The 12,597-nt window shown below is 47.6% G+C and carries 8 protein-coding genes; 2 read left to right on the plus strand and 6 right to left on the minus strand.

The genetic code is table 11. The annotated features are described in order from the left end of the window. The 3 genes from uxuA to RIH33_RS00225 form a co-directional block, all read right to left on the minus strand. On the minus strand, nt 1–1,188 hold the full coding sequence (uxuA, locus tag RIH33_RS00215; protein WP_406651627.1) for a mannonate dehydratase: 1,188 nt from the start codon (nt 1,186–1,188) through the stop codon (nt 1–3). Nucleotides 1,189–1,198: 10 nt separating this feature from the next. Further along, nucleotides 1,199–2,047: an SDR family oxidoreductase gene (locus RIH33_RS00220; protein ID WP_406651628.1), complete on the minus strand. Its 849-nt coding sequence runs from the start codon at nt 2,045–2,047 to the stop codon at nt 1,199–1,201. Nucleotides 2,048–2,125: 78 nt separating this feature from the next. Continuing rightward, a complete protein-coding gene (locus tag RIH33_RS00225; RefSeq protein ID WP_406651629.1) occupies nt 2,126–3,337 on the minus strand; it encodes a DUF4861 domain-containing protein in 1,212 nt (403 codons plus the stop codon). Between the two features lie 311 nt (nt 3,338–3,648). Here RIH33_RS00225 and RIH33_RS00230 point away from each other — a divergent pair, with 311 nt between their 5' ends. Beyond that, a complete protein-coding gene (locus tag RIH33_RS00230; RefSeq protein WP_406651630.1) occupies nt 3,649–4,917 on the plus strand; it encodes an IPT/TIG domain-containing protein in 1,269 nt (422 codons plus the stop codon). A gap of 560 nt (nt 4,918–5,477) precedes the next feature. Here the strand turns inward: RIH33_RS00230 and RIH33_RS00235 are convergent. The 3 genes from RIH33_RS00235 to RIH33_RS00245 all read right to left on the minus strand — a co-directional run bounded on the left by RIH33_RS00235 (nt 5,478) and on the right by RIH33_RS00245 (nt 10,241). Beyond that, complete coding sequence (locus RIH33_RS00235) at nt 5,478–5,804, minus strand: SdpI family protein (protein WP_406651631.1); 327 nt, start codon at nt 5,802–5,804, stop codon at nt 5,478–5,480. Nucleotides 5,805–5,988: 184 nt separating this feature from the next. Beyond that, the gene (locus RIH33_RS00240) at nt 5,989–8,193 is read right to left on the minus strand and encodes a PKD domain-containing protein (RefSeq protein WP_406651632.1); all 2,205 of its coding nucleotides are present in this window, start codon (nt 8,191–8,193) and stop codon (nt 5,989–5,991) included. A 71-nt stretch (nt 8,194–8,264) separates the two neighbouring features. Then, on the minus strand, nt 8,265–10,241 hold the full coding sequence (locus RIH33_RS00245; protein WP_406651633.1) for an endo-1,4-beta-xylanase: 1,977 nt from the start codon (nt 10,239–10,241) through the stop codon (nt 8,265–8,267). A 453-nt stretch (nt 10,242–10,694) separates the two neighbouring features. On the opposite strand from RIH33_RS00245, the gene RIH33_RS00250 reads away from it, so the two are divergent. Further along, nucleotides 10,695–12,566 carry a 7TM-DISM domain-containing protein gene (locus RIH33_RS00250; protein ID WP_406651634.1) on the plus strand — a complete coding sequence of 624 codons (1,872 nt, stop codon included), beginning with the start codon at nt 10,695–10,697 and terminating at the stop codon, nt 12,564–12,566. Nucleotides 12,567–12,597: the final 31 nt, after the last annotated feature.

Raw genomic sequence — 12,597 nt, forward strand, 5'->3', positions numbered from 1 at the left:
CTACTTTATACTTCTCCTGATTCCCAGCTCCAGTCCTCTGAGCTCCGCCAGTCCTCTCAAGCGGCCAATAGCGGAATAGCCGGGATTGGTCTGCTTGTCCAGGTCATCCAGCATCTGGTGTCCATGATCGGGTCGCATTGGCATACGCAGGTCTTTTCTGCCGGCAGCTCTCCTTTTGTTTTGTTCCAAAACGAGATTTTTCATCACCGCGTACATGTCCACGTCACCATCCAGGTGATCAGCTTCATGAAAATTACCTGCGGAATCTCTCCGCGTACTGCGCAGGTGTATGAAATGAATGCGATTCCCGAGTCTTTCCACCATCCCAGCCAGGTCATTGTCTTCTCGCACTCCGTAAGAACCTGTACAAAAGCACAAGCCATTACTAGGGCTATCACAGGCCTCCAAAAGCTGTTTAGCATCTGCCTCGGTACTTACTACCCTGGGTAGTCCCAAAATAGGGAATGGCGGATCATCGGGATGGATGGCCATCAGAACCCCCGCCTGCTCAGCGGCTGGTATGATGGCTTTGAGGAATGCATACAAATTGCCTCTCAATTCCTGATCGCCAATGGCCGCATAGGTGTCCAGCACCGTCTGAAACTGATCCAGGGTGTACCCCTCTTCTGCGCCTGGCAACCCTGCAATGATATTGCTGATGAGCAATTCTTTCTCTGCTTCAGAAAGGCGCTCCAGCGCCTTTTTTGCAGCTTCCTTTTGGGCCGGTGTATACGCTTCCTCAGCTCCCGGTCGCTTCAGGAGGAAAAGCTCAAAAGCCGCAAACTGAGCCGCGTCAAACCTCAAAGCGCGTGAGCCATCAGCCATCTGAAAGGATAGATCGGTGCGGGTCCAGTCCAGGACAGGCATGAAATTATAACAAACCGTATCGATCCCACAAGCACCCAGGTTGATGATGCTGGTCTTGTAGTTTTCTATGTACTGCTCAAATTTTCCGGTTCTTTTTTTAATGTCTTCGTGCACGGGGATACTCTCCACCACCGACCATGTAAGTCCGGCTTCCTCCATCTCTGATTTTCGCTTCAGTATCTCCTCTTTTGTCCATACTTCGCCATTCGGAATGTGATGAAGTGCCGTGACAATGCCCGTAGCACCGGCCATCTTAATGTGTGACAAGGGAATGGAGTCCTTTGGACCATACCATCTCCAGGTTTGTTCTAATCCTTTCATATTCTTTTACTTAAACTCCGCTAAATGCACTAAAACCACCATCAATGGGCACCACCACACCTGTGACAAACTTTGACCCGTCAGTGCAAAGCCATAACAAGGTGCCAAGTAAATCTTCGGGCTCACCAAAACGGCCCATAGGCGTATGGTCTATGATGGTATTTCCGCGATCCGTCAGGTTACCTTCACCTGTGGTCAGCAACGCCCTGTTCTGATCGGTTAGGAAAAAACCGGGTGCCAGTGCATTCACACGGATATTTACCTTGGCAAAATGCACCGCCAGCCACTGGGTGAAATTACTCACCGCGGCTTTAGCCCCACTATAGGCTGGAATCTTGGTCAGCGGGGTGAAGGCATTCATAGAAGAAACATTAATGACTGAGCATCCCTTTTTGCCCACCATGTCTTTGGCAAACACCTGAGTCGGAAGCAATGTGCCAATGAAATTGAGGTTGAATACAAACTGTACGCCATCCGGATCCAGGTCAAAAAAAGTTTTCAACTCATCATTGGCTTCCAAATCCTCCAGGTGCAGATGCGTTTTGGAGGTGGTCCCTTTCGGGTGATTGCCACCGGCTCCATTGATAAGAATGTCGCAGGGTCCCAACTGATCCACTACCGTGTCATGGGCCCTTTTGAGACTCTCCAGGGTCAACACGTTGGCTTCTACCCCTATGGCCTCACCACCATTCTGCACGATTTTGTCTGCCACTCGCTGAGCATTCTCCAGCTTCAGATCCAATATGGCCACTTTCACCTTTTGGGCAGCCAGCATCTCAGCCATGGTGCTACAGAGCACTCCGCCACCACCGGTTATTACAGCCACTTTTCCGGCCAGTTCCTCAAATTTCGGATACATAAATTTTCTTGTTGGTTGATTTAAAAATTGATCAGGACCTGCCTTGAAAGGACCATCCTTAGTATTGATTGGTTACAATTATTGAATAAGCTCCACAGCAATATTGGCGTTGAGCTCGTTGGCTACCTCTATCAGCGCTGCTTCAAATCCGCTTTGATTGGTAAACGCCGCATTTTCCACTTCCCAGCCAGCCAGAAAGTGAAAGCTGTATAGATCATCTACGGGATTCAACAGGGCGGTATAGGTATTAGTCACCCCGTCACCCTCCTCAGGTGCCTTGCTGAAACCAGCAAAACCCGCCTCTGCCACCAAAAGCCCCATTCCCAGGTTGTCGTGGTTTTCACTCTGGTCTCCATAGGTGTACATGATCTGAATACCGCCGGATTTCAGTTCTCGTTTGGCCACTTTTTTCAGGTCCACAATACCAGTGACCAGGATCTCATTTCCTTCACGCCCTCCAAGCCGTACACGGCTCTCATAACTGCGCTTACCTGCCCAGATGGAGATGGTTTCAGTAACGGTGTAGGTGGCACCTGCCACATTCCATCCGCCATAGGTTAGTTCCAAAACTGACCTCACTGGTCCTTCGGTGATTATTCTAAAATCAGCAGTTTCCGTATCCCCAAGGCGGTAAATAGAATCCTCCCGGAACATGGCCAGGGCACCAGCACCCAAGGATGAGCCTACTTTGAGCACATCCATACCCCAGTCCTGCATTTCGTGGTAATTTTCTCCCAAACCAATCTGCTCCACACAGAGTTGAGGTTTTGCCTTTCCAAAAATATCTTTCCCGTTTCGACTGTCAAAGTAGGTTCTGAATCCCACTAATTCGCTTTCCCAGGCCGGTCCCTCATACTGATATAAATACGGAGTACTCAAAGCCACATGGTCTGAGGGCCGGGAGTTGGCTGCTACAGACGTGAACTCATTATTCCGCTCCGGACTATAGCCCAGGTACACATTGGTATTCTTAGGAAATTCAGGCAATTTATCCGTGGCACTTAGCTCCAGATCCAAAACTTCACTGGCCTCAAAATCGCACTCAAAGGCAACCTCATCCCAAACTCCATCACCGTCCATGTCGTCAAACTGAATAGGAATGAGGGTTCCTTTGGAATCTTTTAAGGTAAAATAAGAAGTCGCCAAGTCAGGGAAATCTGTCTTTTTCAGCACGAGGCGTTTGCCACTAATGGCTACACTGAGGTCATTGGTAAGCTTCAGTTTTGTGGTCTTTTGGCAAGCAGCCAAAACCATCACACAAATAAGTAAAGAGAGGGTACGATAAATCATAGTCAGGTCTTTCTGTGTAATTTATACACGGTTTAACAATTTCGCAATTATGCAGCCCACTTTAACCTCATTTTTACCATTTATCCCCCAAATACCACCACCCTCTGGTGGAATGGCATCAGTCAGCTTGAGAAAAGTATGAATAAAGCCGGAAGTCAGGTAAAACTACGGGACATCACCACAGCATTTGGCCGCTGAGGCACAGCTGAAGCCGCTTTGTACTTTAATGCCCCCATTTTCGGATGATCAGATTAAGGCTTCCTCTTAAATATGCATTAGTCAAGATTTTAAAAAACTAACTACTTAAGATTATGCAAAAACTACAACTCTTCAGAACCCTCGGACTCATGTGCTTAACGGTCATTGCAGGACTATACCTTGTATCCTGTGGTGAAGATGAAGGCGGAAGTGATCCGAGAATTCCGGTGCTCCTTTCTTTTTCACCGGCCAGTGGCGAACCCGGAGACAATGTCACGATCACCGGAACAGACCTGGACAATGCCACGGCGGTTACAATTGGTGGGGCAGATGCGACCATCGTATCTAACACAGCCACCGAGATCGTGGCCACAGTGCCTGAGGGAGCTACTACCGGCAAAATTACGGTGAGCACCGAAGGTGGACTGGGACAGAGTAGCGCTGACTTTACCGTCATTGTGATAGGCGCTGTAACCGTATCAGGTGTCAGCCCTGCCTCTGCGCAGCCCGGGGGAAACGTAACCATCATGGGTACGGAGATGACCACTGTCTCCTCAGTAAAAGTAGGAGAAACAGAAGCTACTATTGTGGGTACTACGGACACATCAGTGGAGATCACCATCCCCGAAGGTGTGAGCATTGGTTTGAATGCCCTCACCATAGTCAATGACGGAGGTACCAATACCACCTCTACTGAAGCGGTAAAATTCTATGTGATCAAACTTCACGCGGATCTTACCATGACCTTTGATGGAGAACAAACCGGCACTTTCACGGGATCACCGGATCCGGAGGAGTCAACTGTGTATGGCACCTCAGATGATGCTACGGTGATCGCTTCTGCCGGCAGTCTGCCAGCAGCCATAGATGGCAATTTCTTCCAATTTGAAGGTTTCAGCAGCACCGCCATCTCAGGAAACTATGCCACCATCGTACAAAACAGTTCGGCATTGCCAGCTGGTACATACGCTGAGTTTTTCTCAGGAGCTACTGACCAAACCATCTACTTCAACCTGCAAATCCATGTGGGCGACCTTCCTGCTGACTATGATGGGGTATTATTTGGTCTGAGAATGCGGTTTGATGGTGACGACTATGAATTTGTACCCACACCTACCGAACTGGCTGATATGGGCTTCACACCCAATGAAGAAGGCTGGTATAGCCTTTCCATTCCGGCTTCAGCATTTGACGATGATGCAGCCCTGGGCACCTTCCAGTTTACAGACATGCAGCGGATAGCAGTGGCAGTAAGAAGAGATTACGGCACAGGCGGCACTGCAGGTCAGCAGGTGACAGCTGAAGATGGTGGCATTTTCTATTCGCAAAGCATTGATAATGTGAGTATCTCAGTAGGTGGCCCATACAGCTTCCCTGAATAATAGTTTTCTCTGAACCAGCTAGTGAGGGCAGGAATTGATTCCTGCCTTTTTTATGGCTTTTGGGCAAGGAATGGGTCAGAAAGCGCTCTTCAAGCGCAAAAGGCCTTTTCCTGTTGGAGCGAGGATTAAGGGATCAAGCAGAATTCCTGTGGGGAGATTGAATTAAAGGTGGATGTTGAGGAAGTGATCTGAAACCTTATATACCTCAATCTAATTGATTGGCTACTTACCCTTCATTTTCTTTGCTTGCCCCGAGCCGCGTAGGTCGGGCCGCGTAGGCAAAGAAAACAATTATTTAAATGTCAGAAGGCACCAACCTAGCCGGTCGCACACAAAAAATCATTTTGACTCAGTGTTTGGTTTTTTTGAAAATTGTTGGAGTCAAAATGATTCACACTTGCCCCGGCCGGGCAAGGCTTGGATGTCCCGCCCGCCTTTACGTCCTTACTTTTCTGAATTCACAAGTGTTTTTAATCGGTTTTAACAAAATATAACTATATAGTGTTAACCCACGCAAATATTGCTTGATCCGGATTAAGACCAGATCCCTGAAATAGGATCTACTCTTTGAAGGCTTTGGATAACTTATACTCTATCAGAATGAAAAGAAGAGCCAGGTAGCCCACGATGATAAAAACACTCTCCCAGCCGGTGAGTTCATCACCATCCTGAGCCAGATAAAGTAGAATTCCTAAATACATCAGGCCAAGAATAATAAGCCCCCAACCAAAAATACGGTTGGCAAAAGCGAAACGATCATGGCTCTTCAGACACCGGGTAGACCTGTAACCCAACACCCAGTTTCTGTTACGTTTGAGCAGGAGGTTCAGAATACCAGCCACAATAAAAATAATGACCAACTTATACTCCAAAGGCATTGTGTCCATAGCGGCTAAATGTAAACGATCGGACAGAACTAACCATGGATGGTAGCTGGTAAATTTTTCAGATTGGAGCTGGCCACTGTGCCAGCATTTCAGACTGGGGTTATGATCCCTCTGCCTAAGAAACAAAAAAAAGGCATTGCACGCTGTGCAATGCCTTAAATGGCTGTCGGGGCCCCAAGGGAATCTATTTAATCAATAATCGGCTTTCAAAATTCAGATCAAGGTGCTTCAACCTGAGCAAATACAAGCCTTGTTGTAGAGGAGTATCCACAGAGAGCATTGGGCCCACATTCTTTTGAGTGGACTGATGAACCAATCTACCCTGTAGATCCAGGATGCTGATGCTCACTTCACCATTCAAATGCGTGCCTTTGGGCAACAGGATGCTGAACTTTCCATCAGGTGATGGATTAGGAAAGACCTGTAGCGCTGCATTTGACTGGGCCGCTGTGCCTGCCTCAGGGCTGGTACGTGCTCCCCCTCCGGCACAGGTAATGTCATTTTGAGCAGGGTTATACGTAAGCGCACCGGTTACATTATCCACACAAAAGTCAACTACTACCCCTCCTTTTGCCGTGCCACTGGTTACGAAAGTTACCACACCATCTGACCCGGTCTGTCCCGAAGCAGATTCGCTAAAAGTACCCGAGAATGTGCCACTAACGGTAGCACCTGCTACCGGATTTTCCTGATCGTCATGAATGGTCACCTGAGCTACGCCGTTTTTGTTGCCCTGGCCGGCACTCTGACTATAGGTGATCAGAGCCTGCACATGCATGCTGCTGCCACCTCCGCTGCCATCGCTTACACTCACCACTTGTGATTGTGTGCCGGTAGCTCCTCCATCATCTGTCACGGTGAGTTCCACAGTGTAGCTACCAGAGGCCGCATATGTATGACTGGAAGTTGCGCCTGTGGCTGTGTTACCATCGCCAAAATCCCAGGAATACCCCGTGATAGTGCCGTCACTGTCGGAGCTTGCCGTCCCATCGAAACTAACGGACAGATTAGTAGCACTGTAGGAAAATGAAGCCGTGGGGGCGACATTTCCACCACCTGCTCCGATGGTAAATTCAAACTCAGAAGCCTTCAGGCGATCTACAATTACTGAGCCTCCCGCCGTGGGAATACTGACCATATTATACAAATTACCAACGCCACTATAGGAATATTGTACCCTGGCCGGGTCAGAAATCATTGAGCTGGATACTTGAATAGTGTTACCTACGATTACCGCTGTGGCACTTTTAAACTGGCCCGTAGCTCCTGCTACTTTGAAGTCTCCGGGATCCAGTCCGTCGTCCGTAAACAATCCGTTACCCACATGTTTCCAATTTAGTACCACGGTATTTCCTGTTACGAATGAGTTTTCAATATCGCGGATAGGACCTGAGTAAGTAATGTTATCTCCATAGACCAATCCTCTTGCCCCAATGGCCGTTCTAAGTCCAACCGGTTGCTTGATTGTAGGATGAAGGGATCCACCAGGCAGGTCTCTGATGACGACTAAAAAACACTCTGGCTCTGTATCAGCCACTATAAGCTGTGCATTTCTGGCACTGTTCCATCCAGAACGATAAGCCAGCTGGATGATGCCAAAGGGAAGGCTGGACTGACCCCAGTCGGCTCTCCACTCCTGAATCATATCTCTCAGTAAAACGTCGTAATTACTACTGCCACCATTGCTCTCGCCCTGATACCATGCCACTCCCTGTACTGCAAAGGGCTGGATGGACTTTACCATGGCGTCATAGTCTTCACCTGTGCCTCCGTTGGTATGTTGCCATGCAGAGATGGCTGTGCCATCATGAGTGGCTTGTACCAACCCGATGGGCACATTGCCAAACCACTGAGAAAGCTCCAGACCCATCCAGTAACCTACCGCGGAAAAGCTGCCAACGGTGGCGGAATTTGACACTTGCCAGGTGGTGGTAGCCGGGCCATTTCCAGCTGTCATCCGAAAGAGTCGAATGTTGTGATTTCCAGCATCGGCGATGGTTGCAGCACTGTTGTCTGCTTTTTCCAGAGACCAGCCCATGTTGGATTGACCACTGCATACCCACACTTCTCCCACCTGCACGCCTGTAAGCGTAACCACATCTCCTCCTGAAGAGACGGTCAGCGTGTTAAGTGATGAGTTGGCGGACATGCTGGACAGATCCACCTGCCAGTTGCCACTTCCATCGGCTACAGCTGACTTATTCTGACTTAAAAACTGAACGGAAACCGTAGCCCCCGGATTAGCCGTACCAAATACTGGTACGGTGGTGCCTCGCTGCAGCACCATGTCCGACCCGAAAATGGGAGAAACATTTAATTGTGCCATGGCCGTGCCAACCACAACAAGTGATAAGCAGAAGGATAATATGAGCGTTCTAATTGTTTTCATATGAATTTTATTTGAATGTGATAAACAAAACCCGGTTCAGTACTCCGGGGAGTATGAACCGGGAGCCCTGCTTACTTAACCAATAGCTTGGATTCGTATCTGATCTCAGCATTTCTAAGTCTCAGCAGATACATGCCTTTTGGAAGGGAGGCATTTACATAGGTGCTAAGTAAGGTGGCATCTATTTTCTCGCTGTGTACTATTTTACCCTGTAGGTTGTAAATGGTCAAATCCAGGTATTCGCTCGAATGCACAGCTGGCAATCGTAGGGAGAATCTGCCATCCGGAGATGGGTTAGGAAATACCCTGAATGTCTCTTCAGCTTGCACGATCGGGGACTGTGGGGCAGTCCTGGCTCCGGTGGATCCGTCCTGTACTTTGATCTTATCTAAGTCCAAAGGACCGCCTGAGGGGCCATTGTCAACATACACCCGAATGGTATTGACGCCTGCGTTGAAGTCCGCAGTAAAGCCTGTGGTGGTAAACGAGCTGGAAGAAGCGAATGCAAAATTCTTACGAATTAATGCACCATTCACAGCAACAGATAGCTTCACCGTACCATCTGCAGCATAGGTAAGGTCCAGTGGGAAATTTCCGGCCTGACTGAGGTTCACAGTAATCACCACATCATCTCCTGCATTATCAAATCCGGTCACATAACCAGTACCGCTATATCCTGACCGGGATGTGCCCACAGTGGTGCCACTGAGCGATCCGTCTTCTGCTTCGGCTGCTACTCCACTGCCGCCAGTTCCGCCACCGCTGCCACTTCCAAAATAATCATTGACCAGCCATTGAAGGGCCGGGCGCTCCACGCTCATATCCACTGCATGCACCTCCATGTTTTCAGTGCCATTCACACCACGAGCTCTCACTGTTACGTTCTGTGTAGCACCTGGAAATTGGATGTACCCGTTACAGTTCATCCATTGACTGAACGAACCTCCGCACGAATTGTCTTGCCAGACACCTGTATTCACGGACATATCTTCGGCCTGATGGGTGACACCATCAAGGATCACATAGTCGGTTTCCAGATCATTGCTATTGTCCACATCATCATTGGTCAGGTGTACCTGTATGTCTCCTGAGCCGGTAAATGTGTAATCCTGAAACGCGGTAGAAACCGTGGTACTTCCCAGTGAATTGATTTGTCCAAGTAAATAGGCATCGGGCTTCCAGTGCTGACCTGCGATATAGCCCCACAAAGTGACTCCTGCCACTCCCGGGTGCTCATAGAGCAGGGGAAAAAGGCTCTGGTATCTACTCAACTGTTCATTGTCATCAGCAAAATCCAATTCCAATTCGGAAATGTAAATAGGAAGCCCAGTGGCTGCCAAATCATCAAGACTGCTTAGAATGGCACTATTTTGACCATACTCCAGGCCATGTGCCTGCACCCCAATCCCGTCGATCAGATTTTGAGCCTTCAGAATGTTGATGATTTTGATATAGTCGCTTGTGGCCTTACGCTTGCCCAGTATGCCATAGTCATTAAGAATAAGTTGCGCATTTGGATTATACTGTCTTGCTTTTTGAAACGACCAAACCACCCAGTCCCAGCCGGTGGAGCCGCTTCCTCCAATGGCGTTGGCATAGGAAGGAATCACGTGGAGAGGTTCATTCACCACATCTATCATATCGGTATTAGGATATCGGGTAGCATAAGCCTGTATCCACTCCTCCACCTCGGCAGCCTGCTCCGCTGGTGTCAGTCCGGCAATCCAGGTCGGTTCCTGCATGCCCCAGACAAAGGTGTGTTGCTTAAAAATAAATCCGCTGGCCTGAGCATGGTTGTACGCCAAATCCAAATCAGTCCAGTTCATTACATCCCGGGCTCCCTCTACCGTGCCCCATTTACCTGAATTCTCGGGCGTAATCTGATTCCAGTAAGTGTTGAAACTCTCAGGTACCGCATTTCGGAAAATATTCCCGACGAACTTGCTCTGTCCATCGGCCATTTGTGCGTGTAATGGAGTCTGTAAAATGGGAGCCAGCATGAGTGCCAGTAATGTGAATAAGTTGACTTTAAAGTTGATTTTCTTCATGTTGAATTGTGGTTGTTGGTTAAAAAATGTAATCCAATGATAAAGACACCATCCATCAGTGTCAAAAAACACACGATATCCTATTTTACTAACAATCAGATAGTTAGATCACTTTTTACGATTAATGGAAACGTTTTCATTTTCCGAAGAGTCGGTGAATCAGCCCAACCGAATGCCTCTTTTGGTAAGAAAAACGCCACTTCTGCACCTCACGCGCTTAACCCCTCAGAGCTGCACGATGGTATTTTTATTGCGCTTAATGCAAATAATTGATTAATAGGTAGTTATAATTATCAATTTTCAAAAAAAGCTGTTTTCAATCGATTGTTTATTGCATATTTGACAAACCGAGCGCCGTGTGATTTTTTCAACTATCGACCGGAGATTCGCCGCTCTTGACTTATTGCATACACTGCTTCTGGCAGCATGCACCAACCTAAATATGCAACCTGAATGAGAAGTACATTCTATCTGGCAATGGTCATGGTATGGGGTAATATCCATGCACAGACTCAACTCCATTTGACCGACGAAAAGGACCATTACATAGTGCAGAAGCGCATGGATTTTCTAATTGATAGCACACAACACTTTTCCGTCACAGACCTGGCCAAAAAGCCCGAAGCCTTTCAACCCATCCTGAGAGCCGATGTGGTACCTGACCACCTGGATGATTACCTCTGGCTGAGACTCGTGGTGCAAAACCAGAGGTCTGATCACAACGAAAGCTGGTATTTTGAATCCTGGGGGTTTGATATTGATGAAATCAGCTTCTTCATCCCCATGGATAGCGGGGACTATCAGGTGCGAAAAATGGGCTACGATCTCCCTTTCCACATGCGACCTATCTTTCACAAGAACTTCACGTTCCTCCTGGATGTACATCCAGGAGAGACCAAGACGTACTTTATCAAAATCAAACGGTCCTATCCCCTTCAATTCTCATTTCACATCAGGACCAATGAAGCCTTTATTTTTCATGCCCTCAATGAATACCTTTTCCTGGGCTTGTATTACGGGTTTCTCTTCATCATTATGTTTTTCAGCCTTTACCTCACGGTAAAGCTTCGTGATAAACTTTACGTGTACTTTTCACTGCTCATTGCCACCACCATCTGGTATTCTTTCAGCCGTGATGGTCTGGGGTTTCAGTTTCTCTGGCCATCCTTTCCGGCCATCAACTACTTCGCCAAGCAACGAATCGCTGAGTTGCTGCTGATCATAAGTACCCTGGCTTTTTCAAGCAAATTCCTGAATAATACGGGCGATTACCACCGCATCAGACTACTCACGTGGACAGCCATTGGGCTCAAATTTTGTATTTCTTTTTACGAAGAAATAGTCACTCCTATCTCATCAGACATTGGGTTCATCCTGAGTCTTGGAATACTGGGAGTGCCCTTTGTGGCCGGTTTGATCGCACAGGTTAGGAGAAATCAGTTTCTCTGGCTGAGTAACATTGCTTTTCTGTGCCTGTTTCTATCCTTTGTGCAGGTGTACGCCAGCGACATCACCATTATCAGCAACCTGGTCATCAACTGGTACCTGTTCAATGCGGGCATTTTTCTGGAGGTTTCGTTTTTCTCCCTTTCCATCATCAGTCAGATCGTTTCATTGAGAAGGCAGAATGAGCGAGCTAACAAGGAGCGCATCATTATACTGCAGGAACACAACCGGGTGAAGGATCAACTGAATACCAGACTGGAAGCAAAGGTGGCTGAACGCACCAGAAAAATAGAAGACCTGCTGGAAGACCTGGCTGAAAAAAATGAGTTGCTGGAAGCCAACAATGTCCGACTGGAAGACCTCAATGCACAAGTTTCTGAAATGAATCAACTCCTGAGCAAGGACAACAAGAAACTACAAACAGACATTGATGAGGTGAGCCGGGCGAGGGTGCTGATGAAAGGGGTAGATTTTGAGGAATTCAAGAAAATCTTTTCCGACAAAATAGAGTGTTTCAAATTCCTGTCAGAATTAAAATGGAAAACCGGATTCAAATGCAAAAAATGTGGTTACAACAAGTATAGTGAAGGCAGAATTCCCTTTGGAAGACGTTGTAAAAACTGTAATTATGACGAGTCACCTACTACGTTTACGCTCTTTCACAAACTCAAATTTCCTATAGAAAAGGCATTTTACATGGTCTACCTGATCAATAGAAAAGATGCTGACTATACGCTGAACGAACTCTCCGAACTGCTGGAACTGCGGCGGGAAACATGCTGGGCATTCAAGCAGAAAATATTGACCGCCATAGAACAGTCCGATCATCACAAAGACTTAAGCGGCTGGGACACGCTCACCCTGATCTCTTTGGAATAGGGAGCATGTTCACTGTTTGCATCGGATTATT

The organism is Marinoscillum sp. (genome assembly GCF_040222955.1).
Taxonomy (GTDB): domain Bacteria; phylum Bacteroidota; class Bacteroidia; order Cytophagales; family Cyclobacteriaceae; genus Marinoscillum.